Origin of the sequence: Leptolyngbya sp. BL0902 (genome assembly GCF_016403105.1) — a bacterium.
In the GTDB taxonomy this organism is placed as follows: Bacteria; Cyanobacteriota; Cyanobacteriia; order Phormidesmidales; family Phormidesmidaceae; genus Nodosilinea.
In genome coordinates, this window is sequence record NZ_CP046155.1 from 1,934,284 (window position 1) to 1,957,766 (window position 23,483).

At 56.4% G+C, this 23,483-nt stretch carries 16 protein-coding genes; all 16 read right to left on the reverse strand.

Annotated elements, in window-relative coordinates; all coding sequences use genetic code 11:
* Positions 1-2: 2 nt before the first annotated feature.
* Positions 3-458 carry a PPC domain-containing protein gene (locus GFS31_RS08605; protein ID WP_198807767.1) on the reverse strand — a complete coding sequence of 152 codons (456 nt, stop codon included), beginning with the start codon at positions 456-458 and terminating at the stop codon, positions 3-5.
* A gap of 81 nt (positions 459-539) precedes the next feature.
* Positions 540-1,250 (reverse strand): hypothetical protein, encoded by a 711-nt coding sequence (locus GFS31_RS08610; RefSeq protein WP_198807768.1) that lies wholly within the window; start codon positions 1,248-1,250, stop codon positions 540-542.
* Positions 1,237-3,633, reverse strand: a complete 2,397-nt coding sequence (locus GFS31_RS08615) for a CHASE2 domain-containing protein (RefSeq protein WP_198807769.1) — start codon at positions 3,631-3,633, stop codon at positions 1,237-1,239. Before GFS31_RS08615 ends, GFS31_RS08610 begins: the two co-directional genes overlap by 14 nt.
* 82 nt (positions 3,634-3,715) lie before the next feature.
* Positions 3,716-6,820, reverse strand: a complete 3,105-nt coding sequence (locus GFS31_RS08620; RefSeq protein WP_198807770.1) for a CHAT domain-containing tetratricopeptide repeat protein — start codon at positions 6,818-6,820, stop codon at positions 3,716-3,718.
* Positions 6,821-6,977: 157 nt separating this feature from the next.
* Positions 6,978-7,280: a DNA-binding protein gene (locus tag GFS31_RS08625; protein WP_198807771.1), complete on the reverse strand. Its 303-nt coding sequence runs from the start codon at positions 7,278-7,280 to the stop codon at positions 6,978-6,980.
* Positions 7,270-7,605: a type II toxin-antitoxin system RelE/ParE family toxin gene (locus GFS31_RS08630; protein WP_198807772.1), complete on the reverse strand. Its 336-nt coding sequence runs from the start codon at positions 7,603-7,605 to the stop codon at positions 7,270-7,272. The genes GFS31_RS08625 and GFS31_RS08630 overlap by 11 nt, the downstream gene beginning before the upstream one ends.
* 78 nt (positions 7,606-7,683) lie before the next feature.
* Complete coding sequence (locus GFS31_RS08635) at positions 7,684-8,394, reverse strand: tetratricopeptide repeat protein (RefSeq protein ID WP_198807773.1); 711 nt, start codon at positions 8,392-8,394, stop codon at positions 7,684-7,686.
* Between the two features lie 170 nt (positions 8,395-8,564).
* Positions 8,565-9,776, reverse strand: coding sequence for a DUF1822 family protein (locus tag GFS31_RS08640; RefSeq protein WP_225907627.1), 1,212 nt, complete (start codon positions 9,774-9,776; stop codon positions 8,565-8,567).
* Positions 9,773-11,116 carry a hypothetical protein gene (locus GFS31_RS08645; protein WP_198807774.1) on the reverse strand — a complete coding sequence of 448 codons (1,344 nt, stop codon included), beginning with the start codon at positions 11,114-11,116 and terminating at the stop codon, positions 9,773-9,775. Before GFS31_RS08645 ends, GFS31_RS08640 begins: the two co-directional genes overlap by 4 nt.
* Positions 11,117-11,331: 215 nt before the next feature.
* Positions 11,332-14,610, reverse strand: coding sequence for a tetratricopeptide repeat protein (locus GFS31_RS08650; protein WP_225907628.1), 3,279 nt, complete (start codon positions 14,608-14,610; stop codon positions 11,332-11,334).
* Positions 14,611-14,720: 110 nt separating this feature from the next.
* Complete coding sequence (locus GFS31_RS08655; RefSeq protein ID WP_198807775.1) at positions 14,721-17,684, reverse strand: CHAT domain-containing protein; 2,964 nt, start codon at positions 17,682-17,684, stop codon at positions 14,721-14,723.
* Positions 17,685-17,873: 189 nt separating this feature from the next.
* Positions 17,874-18,329 carry a hypothetical protein gene (locus GFS31_RS08660; protein ID WP_198807776.1) on the reverse strand — a complete coding sequence of 152 codons (456 nt, stop codon included), beginning with the start codon at positions 18,327-18,329 and terminating at the stop codon, positions 17,874-17,876.
* 264 nt (positions 18,330-18,593) lie between these two features.
* Positions 18,594-21,395, reverse strand: a complete 2,802-nt coding sequence (locus GFS31_RS08665) for a CHAT domain-containing tetratricopeptide repeat protein (RefSeq protein WP_198807777.1) — start codon at positions 21,393-21,395, stop codon at positions 18,594-18,596.
* 56 nt (positions 21,396-21,451) lie between these two features.
* Positions 21,452-21,868 (reverse strand): hypothetical protein, encoded by a 417-nt coding sequence (locus GFS31_RS08670; protein WP_198807778.1) that lies wholly within the window; start codon positions 21,866-21,868, stop codon positions 21,452-21,454.
* A 94-nt stretch (positions 21,869-21,962) separates the two neighbouring features.
* Entirely contained in the window at positions 21,963-22,214 is a 252-nt protein-coding gene (locus GFS31_RS08675) for a hypothetical protein (protein WP_198807779.1), read from the reverse strand.
* Between the two features lie 110 nt (positions 22,215-22,324).
* Positions 22,325-23,419, reverse strand: coding sequence for a 3-isopropylmalate dehydrogenase (leuB, locus tag GFS31_RS08680; RefSeq protein ID WP_198807780.1), 1,095 nt, complete (start codon positions 23,417-23,419; stop codon positions 22,325-22,327).
* Positions 23,420-23,483 lie beyond the last annotated feature (64 nt).

Consider the following 23,483-nt stretch of genomic DNA (forward strand, 5'->3'; position numbering starts at 1 on the left):
CCCTACTGGGGCAGCACCGCCAGACGGTAGGATCCCTGGCCTTCAAACTCGAAGGATGTCACCAGCAGCAGGTATTGTTCGGTGCCGGGGAGGGTGATGTCGATGCGGGAGTTGGTGTTGGTGGGGCTGATGTCGTCGTTGGAGGCGATGGATTCGCCCTTGGCATTAATCAGGATCAACACGGGGTCGAAGTCATCGCTGTCTAGGGTGATGCTCACCGATTGTCCGGCGGTGCCGTTGAAGGTATGGGTGGAGGCAAAGCGGTTGCCTTGGTCAAACTCCACCACCTGTTTGTGGGGGCCAAGGCGGTCTTGGACTTGCAACAGGGGCGCAGAGGCCACCGCATGGGCAAGGGAAAGGGTTGGCATGCTGTGGGCGGTATGGCGTACCGACAACGGGGCAGCGGTTGAAATGACTAGGGTGGCAAGAAAAAGGCCGATGGTGCTGAGGCGTTGCATAGGAGTAAGTCCTTACGAAGGGGGTTGATTGCGGTCGTAGGGACTTACTTCTGAGCCATCACCACTTATTCAGGTTTGGGATTATCCATCCCTGAACATATCTTGGGCACAAATCGCCTCAACCACGGCCTGACGCATCATGGCCAAAACCCTGGAGGGGTCGTCTACCGAGAACAACCAGCCTAGGGCATCGGCATTCAGGTTGCGATCCAAAAAGAATTCGGCCTTGGCTAGGGCGATGGCTTCTGTATCCAGATCGTTGTGGGCTAGATTCGCTTCGAGGTGGGCTAAATCGGTGGCAATTTGGTCGCGCTCCTCGCCCTCCGGCATGATCTGCAAAGGAAATCGGCGGCTAGAGACTACACGGCCATCCAGGGCAAAGGTCTCGACTTGCTGCTCGTAGGTGGTGCCCGGTTCGAGAGGATCGCCGTTGTAGGGCTGGATGGCGACAAAGGTTTCATCCGGCGTCAACGGCGTTGTCCAAAAGGGTTCCTCGTCATCTGAAATATAGAAAGCCGTACTTTTGAGGTCGCCCTGGAGGATCAGCAGCGGTTCTAGCGTCCAAACCATCTCGCCATCGCCAGGGCTAACCAGGCAAACGCCACTGCCCCGCGATCCGCCATCGCGGCCACGGTTGGTGTCTTGCAACGGGCCACCGCTGGCCAGAGTGCGAAGGCGACCCCAACTTAGCCAAGGGCTGAGCGTTTCGGAGGATGCGGGGGTGAACGAGGACAGAGTGGCCACCACCGCCACACTACCGATAGCCGCCATCATCCATCTAGCTTTGTTCATCGGGGGCCTCCTTAAGCTTGGGTAAACTGTACAGCCAAACTGTGAGCGTGGGCAGCAGCCAGGGCAACAGCACCGCCGCCGACAGATACACCTGCAACGCCAACACTCCATAGCCCAGGGTGGCCATCACCAAGCAGGCCGCTAGGGTCATCCGTTTGGGGGAACGTTGGCGAAGGTACAGGGTGAGCGCTTTGCCCACCGCCGCCGCCGCCAGCACCAGCCACAGGTCGGGGATGGGAATCACCAGGCGATTGTGGAGTAGGTGGTGGGTGATGTAGGCATGGGTTTCGCCGCCCGTGAAGTCGAGCAGGCGTTGTCCGGTGCGGTCGCGCCAGTAGCCAATGGCGGCGGGCTGGGGAAAGTTGTCGTCGCCCTCGCGGCCAATGCCTGCGGCATCGTAGTAACCCGGCACGATCATCACCAGGGTGTTGTCGAGGCGGGAGAGGGGCAACAGGGCCGTTTCCGGGTCTTCCAAAAGCTGCCAAGCGGGCACCGTGCGGTAGACCTGGGAGGGGGGAATGGAAAAGTCGATTAGCGGTTGCAGCCAGTGTTGGCCCCAGCGGGTGGAGAGTTGGGTGAGGGGATGCACCTCGGCCCACGGAGATAGGCCCAGGGAAGTCTCGCGCTGGTAAGCTTGCACTTGGGCTTCTAGGGCAGGGCCGCTGAGGCTGGGGCGAGGCACATTTGAATCGCCTTGTTTGGCTCTCTGGTGAAGTGTCCAGGCGGTGGCCAACTGGTAGCTAAAGGGGGTTTTGGCGTCGGGATGGGCCTCGCGGGGCAGCACATGGCGAAAGGGAATAAAGGCGTTGCCCTGCAAAATTCGGTCAGGGTCGATCACGGTGGGGTAGGGGGTTGTCCAGGAAAAGTCGCGGTTGCGGCTGCTAATCAGCACGGGCCAGGTTTGCTGATCCAGGGCGCGGCTCAGGGCTTGGTTGAGGGCGGGATCGTGGTCGGTTTGGGGTAAGTCGAGGATGTAGTCGAGGCCAATCACAGCGGCCTGACGATTACTCAGTTCAGTAATCAGGTTGGCCAACAGGGCGCGGTTGATGGGTCTGGGGTTGTCGATGCCCAGGCGGGTAAAGGTTTCGGGGTCGATCTGCACCAGCACAATCGGCGAGGGCGAATCGGCGGCCACTTGCCCTGTGCGATCTCGGTAGATGGCCTGGGCCAGCACCCGCTGATCCAGCAGCCAATCCTGGACGGCAGGCACCAGGCTAACTAGGCAGAGGGTCGCAACGGTGACGGCCTCGTAGGCGGTGGGTTGCCAGCGACGGATCAGGGAACGCCAGCCCACGGGCTGAATCCGGTAGGGCACCGAGTCGGGGTGGCGAAACAGCGACGGCACCAGGTAAGCCGAGGGATAGGTGAGTTCCTGCTTCACCTTGAGGTAATCACTGGCCTGACGCAGGGCCTCCTGCACATCGTCGAACTGGGTGAGGTGCTGCAACAACTGCACCAAAAAGGTTTGGGCCACCTGGTTATGAATCGGCTCCCGCATAATCGCCACCTGGCTCAGCCCCAAGCTAATCAACGCCTGAGCGATATCCAACCCGCTGCACGAGTTAAACAGGGCAAACTGAAGCCCGTGGCGCTGAGCGGCTTGCAGGGCGGGGGCCAGTTCCTTGATGGAAAGGGCGGTGTTGGGCGCAATGGCCACCTGGCCATCCAGCAGGGCCGATTCGTTGCTGTGTCCGGCAAAAAACAACACATCCCAACCGCGAGGATCGGCAATGGTGCGGCCAATGCGCTGCTTGAGGGCGGTAGTATCTTCCCCCGGTTGCCAGCCCAGGTAGTGAATCTCTAGCAGCCGATTTTGGGCATTGAGGGCGTTGCGTTCGCCCGTAAAATTCAGCCCGGTTTCGTCGCCCAGGATGGCCAACACCCGCGCCTTGCCCCGCCGAAAGGACTGGCGATTCACCGTCGTGGCCCGAATATTCGGCGGCGAGCGCACAATCTGCACCTGCTGGCCCAATTCCCAGGTTTCCCAGGGCAGACGGGCAATGTCTATGGGGTCGCAGGCGATGAATAGCTCCAAGGGGGTGCCGTTGCGCTCCGCCGTTTGGGAAGCCGCCGCCAACTCGGCCCGCAGGTCGTAGAGCTTGCCGTCCTTCAACCAAGTGTGAAACTCCGACAACAGCCGCGCCTCGGCCTGCTTAAGCTGACTGTGCCAATCCACCTCCACCGCCATTACCTGCCCTGCCACTCCCACTCGGCCCCGCATACCGTGCTTGTAGTAGCCCAGGTAGGCCCGCTGCCACGCGCCATACAACCCCAGCAACGCCGGAGGAAACGGCACAGTCACCGTTAATCGCTGCCCCTGGCCCCAGGTAAGGTCAAACAGGCAGCTTTGGTCGATTTTGTGGATAGTTAGGCGATAGGACATGGGAGGGGGCAGGGTGAAAAAGACGCGGTGAACTGGAGAGGGGGAGAGGGGGAGATACCGCTCAGAAGGCGTAGGTTGGCCATTACTCCATCGGGCTCCATTGGCCAGAGAACATAAACGAGGCCCAGTAGTAGGGATGCTGGTAGGTCGGATTCTGCATAAACTCAAGCTGTACTTGGCGCAGGGCTTCGCTGCGGCCTTCGCCGTCGGTGAGGCGTTGGTAATAGCGCTGCATCAGTTCGGCGGTGCCGAGGTCGTCCACCTTCCACAGGCTCATCAGTTGGCTTTCGGCCCCAGCCATCACAAAGGCGCGACGCAGCCCATAGACCCCTTCGCCATTGGCCACGTCACCTACCCCGGTTTCGCAGGCGCTGAGCACCACCAAACGAGTGCCACGCAGATTGAGTGTGGTGGCCTCTAGGGCGGTAAGAACGCCATCTTCCCCAGCACTGGTGCGACTGTTGAACCCAGCTAGGGCCAACCCAGACCGCAGTAAGGGATTTTCGTTGTTGACGGGGCGAGTCGGCGGCGCAACCAGGCCCGTGGGTTCCAAAAATCCGGTGGCTCGGTCGCCACGGGTGGCCGGGGGCGGCACAAATTCCACATCTTCGAGGAAAAATCCGTGGGTGGCGATGTGCAGAATGCTGGGGGCTTGCACGGCCTTGAGGGCGTTTTCGGTGGCGGTGGTTTCGGTGAGGAGGATGGCGTTGCTGGGCAGCAGGGGGGCGATGGCCTCGACTTCTCGCTGGGTGCCGGGGAGGGGGCCAAAGCGGAGGTTGGTGATGTCGGTGGAGCGTTGGGTGGCCCTCACCCCCGGCCCCTCTCCCATGGGGAGAGGGGAGTTAGAAGCGGCGGCGGTGAGTTGGGTGGCGTTGGGGTTGGCGGTGTCGTAGTTGGGGTTGGCGAAAATCACCGGGGGCTGCTGGCTGGGGGCGGGGTTCTGCAATCGCAGCAGGTCGCGCCCGGTGGTGAGGTGGGTGAGGGTGTAGGTTTCGACCAAATAGCGGTCTTGCTCGTCAAGCAGGGCGGCGAAGGGGATCAGGTTGAGCTGGCTGTCGGGGGAGAGCAGCAGGTGGGTGGCCTCGCCGAGCAGGGGGCGGATGGGGGCCATGACCAGATCATCCAGGGCGCGGGCGGTGGTGCGGGCTTGGGTGAGATTTTGGGAGGTGCGGGTGGCGGCGAGGAAGGCACGGGCGACGGTGTCGATGGCTTCGGCCTCGCCCAGGTCTACCCATTTGGGATTGCCAGTGCTGTGCAGAATGTAGGCGGCGTAGCGAGGAGTGCCCCAGCGTTCGGACTGGCTAGCGGCGGGGTTGAAGGGGCGATACTGCACCAGTTCCACCAGGGCAGCATCAGCGGGAATCAGCGCCTGGACGGCTTCGATTTCGACCGGCTCGGTTTCGACCCGGAACTCGGCGCTGCGGCGGGATAGTTCGTTCTCTAGGCGGTTGGCTTCTTGGCGGAGGTTGTCGATGCGGTTGCGGTAGACCTCTGGGTCTTGGTTGCCTAAACCCGCATAAAGTTGGGTGGCGAGCTGGGTTTGCGCGGCGGTGTAGTCATCCAGCAAAGGGGCGAGGTCGGTACTAAGGTTTTGGCGTAGGAGTTGTTGGGTGTCGGTGACGGCATCAAGGACGCGGCCCTTGCGGCGGAGTATGGTGGTGAGGGCGAGGCGGGCGGCGGTGGGATTAGTTGCGGCGTTTTGTAGGTGTAGAGAAGTCACATGATTGGTGGTGGCAGAAAGGGTAGCGATGTATGCCCGTTTGCGATCATCAGAGCCGATGGCCAGGTTTAGGTTGAGGTTGGCTTCTTCAATAGCCAGTCCTTGCCGAAAGTATGTGAGCGCTGGCTCAATTCTGCTTTGAGCATGGTAAAGCCCAACTAAGTTATTGAGGCTGGTAGCGATATGAGGATGACTGTCTTCCAAATGCTCTCTATGAATCGCCAGTGACTCTTGCATGAAGAGTTCAGCTTCCCTATAGCGTCCTTGTTCCACGTACAGCGTTGCCAAATTGTTGAGATTTAGGGCAACATCAGGGTGACTACCGCCCCAATGCTCTCTGCGAATTGCTAGTGATTCCTCGAGAAGGGATTCAGCCTGATCATATTGTTCTTGAGCCTGATACAGCCCAGCTAGATTACTAAGGCTAGAGGCGACATCAGTGTGGCTAGGGCCAAAATGCTCACGAAGAATCGTCAGCGACTCCTGGTAAAGAGGCTCGGCCTCCTCGTAGCGCCCCTGCACAAAGTACAGCAAGGCAAGGCCATTGAGGCTTTGGGCAACGTCGGGGTGGCTGTCGCCCAACTGCTCATAACGAATTGTGAGTGCCTCTTGGTAGAGAGGTTCAGCTTCCCCATAGCGCCCTTGATCATGGTACAGCGAAGCCAAGTGGTCTAGGCTTTGGGCGACGTCAGGGTGGCTGTTACCCAAATGCTCATGGCTAATTTCCAACGCCTCTTGAAAGAGTAATTCTGCCTCCCCGTAGCGCCCTTGGGCCTGATATGTCGAAGCAAGGTTATTAAGACTGCTAGCGACATCAGGGTGGCTGTCACCCAACAGTCCACCAAGAATTCGTAGGGACTCCTGGAATAGTGGTTCTGCCTCATCAAAGCGCCCTGCCTCATACAGCTCAACTCCCTGAGCATTGATACGGACTGCTTCAGCTCGTTGTTCGGCTCGCTCTACGTCAGCCGTGGTTCCAGGTTGTATGGTTAATTGATAACGTCCCGTTTCACCGGAGATAAAAGAGAGCACACTAACCTGGTATGTGCCCGTGTCAGGCAAGCTCAGAACAAGACGAGCATTGGTGCCTTCTCCACCATCATGATTTGCACCAACCAGTTCGCGATTGAGGTCAAATAATCCTAAAAATGTGTCAAATTCATCGCTGATGAGATCAATGACCACAATTTGACCCGCTACAGCTTCAAACATGTGGACAGTCCAAAATCGGCCATCGCTCATAGTTTCGCTGTTCTCATCCAGCACCCCCGTAAAAGTCAGCGGCTCAAAGTCTGGAACCGACTGGGCCACCTTTATCGACTTACCCTGGGCCGAGGGCTGCGACCACGCCCTGGGGCTATGGCCCAGCAGCAGCAGCGCCAGCAGCGCCAAACTCGCCAAACGGGTTGGCCTGCTTTTCTGAAATATCCAAAGCAGTCTGCGGATAGGCTGGGGCAGGGATTTCATCGCAACCTCTGGGGGCTAGGGGGTCGATAACAGGGGCATTTCCTCCTTATATAGTCCTGGCCGAGCCGAGCTTATTCAGTTTGGCCCAGACAATCTTTAGGATTTGGTGCTACCGACGCCGATAGGCTCAGCTTCCATGCTCTGCTATGGCGATTGCCTAGGCTGCGTTCGACTCAATCGGCTTTACGGTCAGGGTCAAACCCACTGACTTCAAAACCGCAATCAGATTGATCAGCGTTGGGTTGCCATGCTCAGACAACATCTTGTACAGGCTTTGGCGATTGAGGTCTGTAATTTCAGCCAAAATACCAACCCCGCCGTGGGCATCGGCCACATAGCGCAGCGCCATCAAAAACTCCGCAACATTGCCGCCCTCAATCGCCGCTGAGAGATAGTCCGCCGCTACCTCAACATCACACAGTTCTTCAACCAAAATATCGTCATAGCTTTCAGTCGGCATGGCTTGTATACTCCTGCCAATAGTCGTGGGCATTCTGAATATCCTGCGGCTGAGAAGACTTGTCGCCGCCGCAAAGCAAAATCACGATCTCAGCCCCATCCAACCCAAAGTAAACCCGAAACCCTGGCCCAAAGCTGAGCCTTAATTCGTACACCCCCGCCCCCACACTACGACAATCGCCAAAGTTGCCTAGCCGCAGTCGATCAATCCGCTGCAAGATCCTGGCCTTATATCGTTTGTCCTTCAGACCCTTAATCCAAGTCTTGAAGGGGGTTTTGCCACCGGGTGTCACGTAGGATTTGACTAACCTGGGCTTGCTTTCCATAGATGAATTGTCGCATAAAAGCGACTGGGCAATTCAGAGATTCATGATTGGCCGCGCTGACCGTGCTACACCTAGCGACTACTGCCCCAGCGCCAACGCTTCCAAATGGTGCTTCATGGCCAAATCCCCGTGGCCACAGAGGCGGCAGAGTTTCGCCATCTTTCGCCGCACCTTCACCTCAAACCAGCGGCCCTCAAACACCGCTGATTTAGATTGGGCCATATCCAGCGCCCCTTCGTAGCAAGCCAGGGCATACCAGTATTGCGACTGAGCTTGGTACACCTGGCCGAGGTCAACCAGCACCAGCGCTTCGCCCACTTCATCACCTAGCCTATGGCGAATCGAGAGTGCCTGTTCAAGCTGTTTTACCGCCAGGGCATAGTGCCCCTCACAGAAGTTGGCCTGACCCAGCAGGTGCAGGGCGGCGGCATGGTGGGTTTGTACCTCGGTGGGGGGGTGGGGGGTGAGGCTGGCCTTGGTAAAGCTGTGTACTGCAAGATTGGCCCAGCGGCGGGCGGATGTGTAGTCATACCGTTGCAGCATTAGGGTCGCCAGTTGGCAACAGGTTTGCCCTAGGCCCAGCCAGTCTTGGGCGGCGCGAAAGGCGGGAATTGCTTTTTGGTAGCAGGCCATCGCCTGGGGCCATCGCTCTAGTTGCAGGTAGAGCAGACCTTCGGTGCGGTGGGCTTGGGCAACCTGGCGGGATAGGGTGGTTTGGACATCGGCAAGTTTGGCTCCGATGAGGGCAACGGTGGCTACGGTGCAACGGAACGATAGCTGAACGTTCATGGAACAACGGTTGAATGGGGGCATCCTGATCTATGGCTGGCGATACAGAACCTATTCACGCTGACTTTTCCAAATTCCTGGCACGGCAACCCAAAACCCTCCAACCTTGGCCTAGCTCTGGGGGGGCATTGCTTCGCGAAGGTATCCTACGGGCTGGGCTAGGCGTGCGACTAGATTTCTGGCTGAAAGGCAAAGGGGGGCCAGTTCAGGGTAGAGCCGTTGGGCATTTCAACGGTAACGGTAAACTGCTCATCCCAGGCGCCGATTACCTGACCGTAGACGTAGGTGAGGTCTGGGCCTGGGGTTTGGTTTACCAAAATGCCTTCGGCATCGCGCACCACGAGGCGGATACCGGGGGGGAGCTGCTCTCCGGGTACTGGCCCCAGGAAGAAAATAATCGACCATTCCGGCGGCGAAGACTCAAACATCGTCCAGGTGAGGGCGTAGAGGCGAAAGGGAAGCCCCACGCGCTGGAGGTCGGTGTAGGCTCCTCGCGCGGTTCTGGGAATGGAGACCCCTTGGGGGGCAAGCTGGCGCAAGACGGCCTCAAGCTGCTCGGCGGGGGTGCTGACGGACATCATGGCGTGGGCGGGGGCCAAGGGGGGCAGCAGGTTCCAGGCCAGCCCATCGGCCACGGTGTCGAGTTGGTCGCGCAACCAGCGGCCTGCGTTGATTAGGCGATCCATCGACTGAGCTAGATCGGGCCGTTGTCCTGTTGCAGATAGGGCGGATGCCGGAGTCGCCTGGGTTGGGGCAGATTCGGGGCTGGATGCCGCCAGTTGGTCAGGATTCAGGCAGGTGAGGTAGAGCAGAATATCTTCGGGAGAACGGTCGAAGTAGGCCACGGGTACAACATAGGTGCCATCGGCTTGAAGGATGAGATCTCCCCGGCGTTGGTGGGCCAGCAGATGATCGCGTCGGAGTCCTGCCAGGATGGTGACTTGATCCGCTTCTTCGTGGACTTCCGCCAAGATATAGAGGTGGGCGAAGTGGGCGGCATCGTCTAGGCTGCTTTGGGGAATCGTCACTACGTCATCACTGAGGCTACCCTGGGCCACGATGGCCAGTCGAAAATCGTTGACCGTGTAGAGGGAATCCGGGGTAGGAAGACCGTTGGGGTCGTAATACAGCGGGAGATCATTGGCCCCAGATTCTAGCCAGGTTTGTAGCCCCTGCACCGCCATGGCCCGCAGCAAGGTTGGCCACTGCTGAGACTCGTCAGGATGTTGCTGACAAGCCCGCACTGCCCAGTCCATCGCAGCGGGTGACAGGGCGACGGTGGTAGCGTGGCTGGGCTCAAACTCAAACTCGGTCGATTCTGTGGCGTGGCTCATAGGACGAAGGGCGATGAAGGGATGGGCAGCGAAAGAGGGCAACATCATGACTCGGCACCCGGCATAAAGGAATGAATGGTGATACAAAGCTGCTGAGAAAACAGGCTTTTGGCGGTGCGGCCCTTGGGCTGTTGGGCTTCGGCGGCGGCTTCGGCCAGGAGGCTATCTACCGTTTCGGCCAGCAGGGTTTCTAGGGTTTGGTCGATGGCCTGCAAGCGGTCGGCAGAGACATAGGCCACGGCCTGACGCCGGACGGTTTCGTAAATGTTGGGCAGCAGGCGATGGCGCACCTCCGACCGCAGCCGTTTGAGGTTGAGCAAGCGATTGACCTGCACCTGGGAAGTGAGGCCGATGTCGGCGGCAAATTTGCCCATGGGTAGCCCCCGGCAGTGGAAGAGGTGCAGCCCTTGCACGTAGGCCCGATCCTGCGGTGGTTTGCGGCCTCGCAGCCGATCCACATTGGCCTGAATGACGGCGGCAATCGCCCCATCCAGTTCCTTCACCAGAGCTTGGCGATAGGCTTGCAAAAACTCGTCTTGGTCGTCGCCTGGATCGGGGGGCTGGCTGGTTTGGGTGGTGGCCACCGTTTCCCAGTCGAGGCCGTCGCTGTGGTAGACCGGGGCAGGCCCACCCCGCACATGAACCCGATACTGCCGCAGTTGGGCCGCCAGTTGGCGCAGTTGAGCCAGCACGTCTTTGGGTGGCAGGTCGGGGTTGATGGCCCGTAGTTGCTCGGCGGTGGGCGTTTGGCAGCGGCCTCCTTTTCCACTCACACGCTGGGCGATCCGCGCCCGTTGGTAAACCTGGTGATAGCGCCCTAGCAGGGTGGTTGCCTGGGTCACTTCATACTCGCTGCACAGGTGATACTGCCGCAGAATGCGCTGGAGTTGGCCGGGTTGGGTGTCGTTCAAAATGGCCCAGTCGCTGGCGCGATAGAGTCCTTTTTCTAACAGCGCCTGGTTTAAGGCCGGATGATGGCTGGTGCGCCGACTGGCCCAGGTGCTGAGGGCGGCTTTGGCGGGGTCGTAGGTGGCCAAAATTTCCAGGCTAAAGGGCGGAGAGGTCGCGTCTAGTCGCCCATCGTCATCCAGCACCAGGTAGAACAAATCGGTGGCGGCAAAGCCATAGTCTCGCCCAAACCGCTGGGCCAAACCCAAACACACCTGCTGAATCTGGTGACTAATAAAGCACCGCAGGCTGAGCTGCGCTAGATCCGCCTCTGGGCCACCCGCCGCCCAGGTGAGAAAGATCATCTGCGACCAATCAGCTTCGGGGGCAGAGGCAATGGTGGCCTGGAACCAGGCTTGCACTTGGGGAAGCGCCTGCACCTGACACTGCCCTGAACTCGTCAGGCGCACCAGTTGCCAATAGCGGGAAGCGGTATCCATGGGTTGCTGAAACGTGTGGGCCAAGGGTAACAGTCAGGGTGGCAGGGTCATTCCCCCCGCCACTATTAACTATTGCTGACCACCGAGAACTTATTCATGGAGTTTCAGGAATTTTGGCAAGGCTTGCCTGTCCGGGAATAGAGTCCGCTGGCTGAGCCAAGTCGTTTACGCAATGTCTTCCAACAGGAAACAGCCTGCGGGATAGTGCGACACGACTAGAGGCCATTGCCAATCAGAATGAATGGTGCCCAGTGGTAGGGGTGCTGGGAGCCCACTGCTGAGAGCGGTCTGCTATCAAGGGTCTCAACCGAGATAGAGGCTCGGGAAGCAGCGAGGCGGGTGGCGGTATCTTCGTTGTAGAGCAGGCTGAGCTGCGCCTGACGCAGGGCCTCAGCTTTGGTCAGTTCGCCTGTGGCTAGGAACTCGTAGAACCGCTGCATCATGACACTGGTGCTGTCGTCGTTCACCTTCCACAGAGAGGCGATCACGGTTTCGGCCCGCCCTGGAGCCAGAAAGTAGGAGCTAATGCCCGCAATTTCGGAGCCGTCCCCAGCGGGGCCACCCAACGCCGTCTGACAGGCGGAGAGCACCACCAGGTGTAGATCCTCCAGCAGGTGTTCCCGCGCTTCGATGTCTGCCACCTCCAGGCGACTGCCATCCCCCAGCAGAATATAGGAATCACGAGGTCGTCCGGGCACAAAGGCGGCGTGGGTGGCAATGTGCAGCACTCGGTGCCCCAGCAGATTAGTCTCCAGGGTATTGAGGGTAAAGTCTTGATCGAAAAAGACGCTGCCAGGGAAAATGCCCTGGCCAGGGGCCGCCGCCCCCCGCACGATGCCCGTCAGCTCATCCTTGACCGCAGGTAGCGGGTCAAAGCCTGGAAACGCCTGGGTCAGCCCTAGTCCCAGCACCGGAGCCTCGTCCACGGCCCCCAGGCGGCTGGTGGTGTTGGTCACCGCCGGAGAAAGGACGGTGGAGAGGGTGTAGCGCTCCAGTAGATAGCGTTCCCCATCAAACAGCACCGCCATGGGGATGTAGCGGGTGACCCGGTCATTGACGAAAATCAGTTGTTCAATGTTGTTAGCCTCCAGGGGCGCTTCCAGGGGCCGCACCAACCAGTCGTAGAGCTGCTGGCTGGGGGCTTGCAGGTCGCTGAGGTTGCCCGCTCGGGTCAACTGTTCTCCCAACCGCTGCACGGCCCTGGATAGCTCGGCCTGGGAGACCGACACTTCCACCGTGCCCACAGCACCAGCGGTGGCCCACAGTAGCCACAGCTTGTCTTCGGTGACGAAGGGATAAATCAAGACCGAGTTGGGGTTGGCGGCCAGCAAGGCACGGGCATCGCTGCCCAGGCGGCTGGGGTCTTGGAAAATATCGTCGTTCCGCCGATTCTGCCGTGCCTGGTCTTGGAAGGTGGCAACCCGGTCTTGATACTGGTGGTTAAGGGTGGTGAGCTGCTGGTTCAGGTCGTTGAGGTCGGGACAGTTGGTTCGACGACAGGCGGCCACCTCCTGGCCAAAGGCGATCAGGTCGCCGTGGGCTGCGACGATGGGTTGCTCGGTGTCGGTATAGGCCACGGCGGTGCCAGTCCAGGTGGCGCGGGTGTTGGTGAACTCACGCAGTTCTTCGAGCTGCAACAGGTCGAGCACCTGCTGGGCTTCGGGTATGCGTCCTTGGGAGAGGAGCAGGTTGGCTAGACGACGATAAGACCCGGCAATGGTGTCGGTGAAGGACTGTTGCAGATTAGTGTCTAGGCCACGAATGTCGCTGCGAATGGATTCATGTACTGCAACGCTGGCTTTGAGGAAGACAATGGCTAAGTCGGGGTTGCTTTGCTCATCAAAGAGAACACCAAGGTTACTCAGGGCAAGCCCTTCCCCTGCTCGATCACCAATCTCGCGGAAAAGAGCTAGACCTTGTTCATAGAAAGCCATGGCTTGGCGATAGTCTCCCAAACCGTCGTAAGCACTACCCAAATTCCCTAGGGCACGTCCTTCCCCTGCCCGATTGCCAATCTCGCGGTCGATTGCCAAACTTTGTTCATGCAAGGCAATAGCTTGGCGATAGTCTCCCAAACCGTCGTAAGCACTACCCAAATTCCCTAGGGCACGTCCTTCCCCTGCCCGATCTCCAATCTTGCGGGAGATCGCCAAACTTTGCTCATAGAAAGCAATGGCTTGGCGATAGTCCCCCAGACTGCCGTAAGCAATACCCAAATTCCCTAGGGAACCTCCTTCCCCTGCTCGATCGCCAATCTCACGAGCGATCGTCAAATCTTGCTCATAGAAGGCAATGGCTTGGCGATAGTCTCCCAAGTTGCGGTAAGTATTGCCCAAACCACTCAGGGCACGTCCTTCCCCTGCCCGATCACCAATCTCGCGGGCGATCGTCAAACTTTGCTCATGGAAAGCAATGGCTTGGCGATAGTCTCCCAGGCTGTAGTAAGCATTGCCCAAATTCCCCAGGGCAGTTCCTTCACGCGCCCGTTGGCGAAGCCTCTCCTCTGGAGAATCGCCGAGCTCGCGGAAGATAGCCAGACTTTGTTCATGGAAAGCGATGGCTTGGCGATAGTCCCCAAAGTTGCGGTAAGTATTGCCCAAATTCCCTAGAACACTGCCTTCCCCTGCCCGGTTGCCAATCTCGCGGGCGATTGCCAAACTTTGTTCATGGAAAGCAATGGCTTGGCGATAGTCTCCCAAACTGCCGTAAGCAATACCCAAATTCCCTAGAACACTGCCTTCCCCTGCCCGGTTGCCAATCTCGCGGATGATCGCCAGACTTTGTTCATGGAAAGCAATGGCTTGGCGATAGTCTCCCAATCTTTCGTAAGCAAGGCCCAAATTCCCTAGAGCGTTCCCTTCTCCTTGGCGATCTTGGCTCTCTAGATAGAGAGCCAGCGCCTGTTCCCATGATCGCAGTGCCTCCCGAAACTGGCTAATGTTAAGTTGCTGCCCACCCTGTTGCAATAGCCGATTGGCCTCCACCTGCCGCAAATGCTGCAAAGCCGCCCCACTCAGCAAAGGCACAGCTTGCTCAGGAGCACTCTCCACAACCGTCAGCCGATAGCGCCCGCGAGAGGTGGCCTCTAGCCCGTTGGCCCAAACTTGGTAGGTGCCATTGGCAGGCAGCGTCAGCGTGATGAATGAGTGGTAGTTGCCTGCCTCGGTGTCGATATCATCATTCCTAGCTAGCTCGTTGCCCTTGCTATCTCTCAGCAGCAAAAACGTGTCGAATTCAAGGCTTTCCAGAGTGATGGCGACTATTTGGCCCGCCCGTCCCTCAAAGGTGTGGGCGTCGTACAGGCTGCCATCGTTGAGGATGCTATCACCGTCCTCAAGCACCCCCTCTACCTGAAGAAGAATTTCAGAATCAGCCTGGGCCATCGCGGCGGGTATCAGATCCCAGGGTTCTTTGAAGGACCCTGGGATCTCGGCAAAGGGCACCATAACCGCCGTTGCTGCGACCAAACCCAACCACTTTGCTGCATATCTCATAGGGGCAATGCTCCGCCTGGGGGTGACACCACTATATAGGTCTGGGCCAGAGTGACCGATTCAGATGATGGCATGGGAAAGGATAATTAATTGATCACAAACTCAGAGCACTATTCGGCTTGCCCCATCAGCGTAAGCGCCGCCCACAGTCGGGGATCGGGGTGGTTTTCTAGGGTCGTCAGCATGGCTTGCCGAACGGCTTGGGCTTTGTCTCCGGTTTGTTCCCACTGGTCGTAAAACGTCACCATCCATTCGGCGGTGGCGGCATCATCCACGGCCCACAGCGACACCATTAAACTGGGCACCCCCGCCGTTACAAAAGCACGAGATAGGCCAATCACCCCATCGCCTGTAATCCGTCCTCCCCCGGTGTCGCAGGCGCTCAACACTACCAGTTCGGCGTTCAGGTTCATTTGCAGAATTTCGGCAGCGGTGAGCAAGCCACTATCGTTGGCAGAAGGGGCCAGCGCAATCGCCCCCGGCACATCCAGCACGCCAGAGTCCTCCGGGGTGCCATATTCCAGCAGCCCGTGGGTAGCGAGGTGGATCACCCGCGCCGCAGGCATCTGCGCGACAACGGCGGATTTGCTGGCGTTACCACTGAGGAGAGCGTTGGCATCCAGGGTATCGGCAATGGCGATGGCCTCCCGCTCAGCTCCGGGTAGGTTGCTGAGTTGTGTGGTTTGGTTGGTCTGGGGGTTCCAGACGGAGGGCATGGTCGGGTTGCCGACAATCAGCAGGTCAGTGGGTCGATCTGTGCGGGCCTGCTGAGCCACTGCCTGTTGAGCGGTGAGGTCAAGGACTTGAATGGAGGGAGCCGTGAGAATGGTGTGGTTTTCGATTAAGTAGTCGCCGTTGCCATCTACCAAGGCCGCAAAGGGAACTAGAAATAAATCTTGGTGAGGAATAAAAACCACCCGCTCGTTAGGATCCGTGGGTAACGATTGGGCAATCGGCTCAATTAAGAATCGGTGGAGTTGTCGCAACTGCTGTTGCCGCTGACCCTGACGCCGTTCCGCCTCTTCGGGGGTCACTTCGGCGATAACGGTAGCCCGGTCTTGGCTTCGCGCCCCCAGGGTTTCGCGTACTAAATTGACCAATTCAGGTAGATTTTCATCACCCAAATCTACCTGCTGAAATTCAATTTCCCCGGTGGGCTGAACCACCCAGATAAAAAGAGATTTTTCTGAAATAACGGAATAATTGACTAGGGTAGCATTCTGTTCTCTGGCAACCCGTTGAATTCCTGCCAAGTCGAGGCCATTGATAGACTCTAAACTTGTCACGTTGGTGTTAGCGTTATTTGCGATGCGGTTAGCCAACAACTCTACAAAGGCTCTGGCTCTACCTTGTTCTGCATAAACCAGAGCTTGTTCTGGCTTATTTTGGCCAACTAGTGATCGCTGGAGATTTGAGTAAGCGCCTAGATAAGTATCAAAAAAGGAAACTTTTTCAGCATCAGATAAACTTGCTGTTCGGAGGGAATCAAAAATAGAAATCGCACTCAAAAATGCATTTGTTGAATCAGAAAATTGATCTAATTCATAGTAAGCCAGACCCAACTCATTTAGTCCAAATCCTTCACCCCTTCGATCATTGATTTCGCGAAAGATTAAAAGAGATTGACTAGACCATGTAATCGCCTCTTGATATTGACCTAATTTAGTGTAGGTAGCTGCTAAATTAACGAGTGCATTTCCTTCATTATGTCGATCACCAATTTCATGGCCAATAGTGATACTTTGCTCATACAGTGAAATTGCCTCCTCATACTGCCCTAGTCGGTCATAGATGGCACCCAAAAGCACCAGCATGGCTCCTTCGGCCCACTGATCGCTGATCTGACGATTAATCTCAAGGGATTGTTCATAGAGTGAAATTGCCTCCTCGTATCGCCCTAGTTGATAATAGGAAATTCCTAGGCCACCCAAGGCACTTCCTTCACCTGATAGATGACCAATCGCGCGCGCAGTAGCAAGCTGTTGCTCATAGAGGGTACGCATTTCTTCATATTGCCCTAGATTGTTATACAGACTTGCTAAATTACTCAGTGTGTTACTTTGACCCTGTCTACCTAGTTGCGGAAAAATAGATTGCACTGTCGGGTTACGGTACAGCTCTAATGCCTGATTAAAGGATTGCAAAGCTTTTTGAAAATTTCCGACTTGATTTTGTCGAATACCCTGGTAAAATAACCCATCTGCCTCTCTTAAGTATGAAGCGGAAAGCGCATCTTCTGTAGAGGCTAGCTGGAGTTTTAGACGATAAGATCCAGTATCTCCAACCGCATGAGAATTTGCCAACAGGCTGTATGTACCTGTAGTAGGTAGTGTAGCAACAATGAGAGAATGAACCCCTGCTGAATCATCGCTTTGTAGCAACTGATAAGGAAGATGCTCTGCTCCATTGGGAGCTAGCAGGATTAGGAAGGTGTCAAATTCCTCACTTACCATATCAATGCGAATGGTTTGTCCTGCATGTCCTTCAAATGTATGTACATTGTAATAACTGCCATCATTAGGCGAAACTTGACTCGTTTGATCGAGTATACCCTCAACAAAGTGGGCACCTATCTCAATTTCTTCTACAAAAGAAGGCTGAATTAAAAGAGTATAAGATCCAATTTCATTTTTATCATAAGAATTTGCCCACAGTGTGTAAATACCTGTAGTAGGCAGCGTAACAAAAATGCGAGAATTTGTTCCATCAAAGTCGTCATTTTGTGTCAAAACAGAGCCATCTGGAGCCAGCAACCATAGGAAGGTATCAAACTCACGACTCTCCATGTCAATGCGAATGGTCTGCCCTGCTTGTCCTTCAAAAGTATGGGCGTTGTAATAACTCCCATCACTAGTCATCACTTGGCTTGTTTGGTCAAGACTCCCTTCTAACCTTTGAGGTGTAACGGCCTGCTCTACTTGGGCAAAGGCTTGTTCTGGCAACAGCAATACAGCGGCAGGCAGGGCTACAGGAAAAAGCAACCAAGAGAGGAGCACTGAAAGCAGGGAAGAGCCTTGCATAAAGCCACCTAAACCAAAGATGAGATAGTTTCTGGAGTATACTAAACCCACCACAATTCTGAACCTAGTAAAAATGGTGTGCGAGCCTGCAGGAGCATCAAGCTTTGTTTATGCCCGTACCATCTATTATCTTTATCTACTAGAAACCAAAAAACGAAAATATTTGGAAAGATTTAATGCGAAGAGGGCTGTCGTTACCCTCCTAGCCTGCTGCGTAATGTGCTAGTGCCTTAGTATTGTGTCTTATCTTCTAATTACCTCTAAGCTGACAGGACAAGCGCCCAATGGATTGATGCAGCCAAACATTGAGTATTGAATCGAGAAGGTGCCCCCATGGTTAACTGTAAACTCAAACGATTCATTGCCAATCCGATTAGGAGCTTCTAGTAAGAGATTTCGGCGGGTAGCATCATAGATTCGGATATCAACATCACCAAGAATGGTGGAGGCATTTAGAACATAGGTGCCGGGGCCAAGATTATAATCAACATAATTCCGTTGTCCCGAATGGAGAGAGCCAATAAACCTAGCACTGGCTGATCGAGGGTTCACACCCTCTGCCAGAAATAAGATAGACGCCGTTAAGGGGATGAAGACAATCGATTGCAGGATTTTCATGTTTTTTATCAGATAATTTTTCTGGAATACATTCATTTTTGGGTTGAGTTTATGACTCAGCAGGTTGCGATCATCTTCCATTCGCTCAAACCTCTAGCGCTATCCAACGTCACCACTACCTATTTCTGGGCTGGGTGAACCTATTCAGCTTTGCCAAGAAACCCGATTTCTGGACTGATTGTTGATTGGTATCGCCCAACTCTGAGCACTCTGGTACGCGAAACCGGGTCCCTAGCTTCGTTGTTGGGAAACCTGCAAAGTAGGCGGCGAGATTAAGATAGCTTGCTTTTATAGTTGGCCACTAGGATCATTCATCGCGGTGGATCAATCTGGGAGTGGCCAAACTTAAAGACCGTTGCCAATGAGAATAAACGGTGCCCAAAAGTAGGGGTGAGCCAAGTTACGGCTCTCTCGGCTCTGGAGCGGCTGGCCTGTGGCGATCTCCACTAACTCTCCGGTGGCGCGGGTACCTCCCACCGCCGAAAAATCATTGGTAATCAGTGCGTTCTGCGCCGCCTGCAACGCTTCGGCTTTGGTCAGACCCTGCCCTAGCGCATCATAAAAGGCTCCCATGAGTACCTGGGTGCCCTGGTCGCTCACCTTCCATAGGGAAGCTAGAACCCCCATCGCCCCCGCCTCCTGGATTTGATAGCCCAGACCCAAAATTTCTACGCCGCTGCCCAGTTCTGCACTGCCCACCGCCGTTTCGCAGGCACTCAGCACCACCAGTTCGGCATGGTTCAGGTTCCAGCTTCGGCGAATATCTTCGAGGGTCACATACTCACCACTGCCCAGCACCACAAAGGATTGGCGCGGGTCATTTTCTACCACCGCCCCATGGGTGGCCAGGTGGAAAATGCTGTAGCTGCCCAGGCGATTCTCTAGCTCGGCTCGGCTAAAGCCCTGGTTGAGCAATACCCGAGTATTGGGGATTTGCGCGGCTAGGGTGTTGACCTCGGTTTCGGTGTAGGGCAAGTCCTCGAAGGTAAAGGCCCGGTCGCCCACATTCACCGTAAAGGTGCACTCCGCACAGGCTGCTGCCAGCAGTCGCCGCCGATGAGCATCGGGCACCCGGTCAAAGTTAGAGAGCGACACCGCCGTAATGTGGCTGAGGCTGAAGCGCTGGGCTAAATACTGGTCGCCATCGTGCAACGCCGCCAGGGGCACATAGCGCAGGGCACCATCCGGCGCATAGAGTAACGACTCAATCCCCGCCTGGGCCAGGGCATCTTCTAACGGAGCCACCAGCCAACCATAGAGCTGCTGGGCGAGGGGCTGAATATCGCTACGCGGGTTTTTGAGGGCTTGGCCAAAGGCCACGATGGTGCGGTTGAGTTCGGCCCCCGATACGGCGATGGGGTAGCGCAGGGGTGGGCCATCAGCGGTGACGAGGACGAGTTCGAGGCGGTCAGGCAAAATCAGCGGGTAGAGCAGGGCCGTCTTTTGGGGCAAGGCGCGTAGGTTGTTTTGCAGGGCGCGATGCTGGGTTTCGATAGCTAAATTTTGGCCCTCAGTTTCCTGACGAATTTGGGCCAATAGCTGCCGCACCTCCGGCAACTCTAAAAAGGCGGTGAAGCGGCGTTGCACATCGGCATTACGCTGACGCAGGGTGGAGAGGCGCTGTTGCTGAGTGGGGCTAAGGCTGTCGTAGTCGGCAGCTTGCAGTTGAGCAAGTTCGTCGGCATCGGCAATGACTTGGTTGTAAAGGGCCAGCAGGTCGGTTTCCATTGGCCAAAAGGCTACGCTGCCGCTGGTGTCGTCGGTGCTGCGAACTCCTCCCAGAGAATCATCCAGTTCCTGCACCTTCAGCAAATCCAACACCCGCTGGGCTTCTAGGATGCGGTTTTGTTGCAACAGCAGGTCGGCTAAGAAGCGGTAGGCATCGGCAATAGTATCGGTGAAGGACTGTTGCAGGGCCGTATCCAGTCCACGAATATCACCACGAATAGATTCCCGCACCTCGACACTGGCTTTGAGAAAGGTAATCGCCAGTTCAAGTTGGTTCTGTTCCGCTAACAGAAACCCGATATGGCTCAGCAATAAACCTTCTTCTGCCCGATTGCCAGTCTCCCTAGCAATAGATAGAGCTTGCTGATATTCTTGAAAAGCTTGATGATATTGCCCTAAAATGACATTAGCATAGGCTAACCCACCCAGCGAACTACCTTCGCCAGGACGATCTCCAATTTCACGGGAAATGGCCAAACTTTTTTCATAGAGACTGATAGCTTCTTGATAGTTCAAAAGCCAAAGATAAGCATTACCTAGGTGATATAAAGCGACTCCTTCTGATCTGGAATCACCAATCTCGCGGGAAATCTTTAAGGCTTGCTCATAAACATCAATTGCACGTTGATACTGCCCCAGCGTGACGTAACTAACTCCTAAGCTAGTGAGAGCGCTGCTTTCACTAACTCGATCACCAACTTCGCGGGCAATAGCCAAACTTTGTTCAAAAAAGTCAATGGCTTGTTGAGTTTGCCCCAACTGGCCGTAGGTATAGCCGATTTGGCCTAGTGTGTTAGCTTCACTATCCTGATTCCCCATCTGACGGGCAAGTTCCAGGCTCTGCTCATAGAAACTAAGGGCTCGTTGATAGTCTCCCAATCTGTCGTAAACACTACCTAGCCCTCCTAAGGCATGTCCTTCGCCGTTGCGATCTCTAATCGCACGGGTGATAGTCAGACTGTGCTCATAAAATGCAATCGCTTGGCGATAGCTTCCTAAACCAAAATAAGCATTACCCAAACCATTCAAGATATAGGCTTCACCACCACGAGCCCCTCTCTCACGGGCGATAGTCAACCCTTGCTCATAGAAGTCAATCGCTAGGGAATAGTTTCCTAGAATGTAGTGGGCACCACCTAAATTAGCTAACGTGCGACCTTCGCTATCACGATCCTGAATAGCTTGATAGAGCATCAGCGCTTGCTCCCAATGTTGAATAGCCTCTCGCAACTGGCTGGCTTCGGCGTATTCAACGCCTTGTTGCAACAGTCGATCCGCCTCAACCTTACGGTCTTCGACACTTTGAGCCATCGCCGAGACCGTCAGACTCCAGGGTTCATTAGAAAAAACAGGATTCTCAAAAGGCACCAGCACAGCCGTCAGTGCAACCACAGCCAACCACTTCCCGGCCTGTCGCATGGGGGCAATACTCCATCTAGGGATGACATCACTATATCTGTCTCGCCACGATCCACTTATTCAGTGGTTGATTCAATGGTTGCGATAACCTGAAACGCCGACTCATCCAGGGGTTCTGTCTGGGCATTGCCATTCACCACTGGGTGTAGCGTCACCTCCAGGGTTGTCCAATAATCCATATTGCCTTCGCGTTCTACGGTAAGCTCCACCGGGTCGCTAAAGGCTGAAACCGCCATCCCGTGGCGAAACCGTTGGCTCTCAGCATCCCAATTCACGCCCGTGGCAAAGCGCCGATAGCAGGTACGGGCGACAGGGCGCGATAGCCCATGACTGGACTGGTCGAAAGGGCGACTGGCAGCGGCACTATGCCAGCCAGTCAGGGCAATGATGTAGAGAGGGGGCGGGTGAGACGGGCCGCAAAGGCAAACGGGAGGCGTTCCATCATGGTGGAGACTCTGGTTGAGGGCCAGCAATGGCGGGTTGCTTTGCCCTCACCTATAACTCTCACTAGAGAACTTATTCCCCCCAATGCCATGAGGAAACTGTACCCTCATGGTTGGGGAGACGCTAGTGCAATCCAGGCTCAATCTGGTTGAGGGGAATGAAGCATTCACTGGGTAAGAGGATCGGGCGCTCCCCAAAGATCAGTTTGCCGCGATGGGTTTTGGTGCTGATGGCAATGCCCACGGGCCGCTGGAAATCTTCGGGATGCACCTCGTAGTAGGTGCGGTAGATTTGGCGGGCAGCTTTGAGCAGGGCGGGGTTAAAAACCGGGGACAATAGGGCGGTATCTGGCAGAGATACCGCTGTCTCGCTCATAACGGAAGGAGGGTTCTGTAGACCGTACACGACTCACCTGTGACTCTTCGACAAGACTTTAACCGATATCCCCAGGGCTGGTTAATCGTTGCCTAATGTTAATCGAGAACTCAGGATTCGGACGCATTAATTGCCGCCAGGAGTGCGTCGCCCATGCCCTTGCAGCCCACAGCGGTCATGCCCTCGGACATGATATCGCCCGTCCGGTAGCCCTGGTCGAGCACCGTATTGACCGCTTGTTCGATGCGGTCGGCGGCGGCGGGTTGGTCTAAACCGTAACGCAGCATCATGGCCGCACTGAGTACCTGGGCGAGGGGGTTGGCCTTGTCCTGTCCGGCAATGTCGGGGGCGGAACCGTGGACAGGTTCGTAGACCCCCGGCCCATCAGCTCCCAGGCTGGCGGAGGGCAGCATCCCGATGCTTCCGGTCAGCATGGCAGCGGCGTCGGACAAAATATCGCCAAACAGGTTTCCGGTGACGATGGTATCGAACTGCTTGGGCCAGCGGATGAGCTGCATGGCCGCATTGTCTACATACAAATGGCTGAGGGTGACATCGGGGTAGTCCGCTGCCATCGCGGTGATCCGATCCCGCCACAGTTGCGACACCTCTAGCACGTTGGCCTTGTCTACCGAGCAAAGCTGCCCCCGCCGCTTTTGGGCCGTTTCAAAGGCGACTTTGCCGATGCGGTCAATCTCGGAATCCGTGTAGGCCATGGTGTTGACCCCCCGCTTTTCCCCGGTTTCGGTTTCAAACAAGCCCTTGGGGGTGCCAAAGTAAATGCCGCCCGTCAGTTCGCGAACCACCATGATATCTACCCCCTCCACCACCTCGCGTTTGAGGGAAGAGGCATCCACCAACTGGGGCAAAATCGTGGCGGGGCGCAGGTTGGCGAACAGCCCCAATCCTGCCCGCAGCGCCAAAAGACCCGTTTCTGGCCGCTGGTGCCGGGGCAGATTGTCCCACTTGTAGCCGCCGATGGCCGCCAACAGCACCGCATCGCTGCCTTTGCAGGTATCCAGCGTGGCCTGGGGCAGGGGTTCCCCGGTGGCATCAATGGCCGCGCCCCCAATCAGCGCCTCCTCAAACTCAAAGCTCAAGTCCATCTGCCGACCCACGGCCTTGAGCACATCCACGGCAACGGCCATAATTTCGGGGCCAATGCCATCACCGGGCAGCAGGGTAATGCGGTAGGAGGAGGTCATAGGACAGGTTCGTAAAACGGTGGACAAAGGGGGCGCAAACGGCCCCTGGGCAGCTTTCTATCAT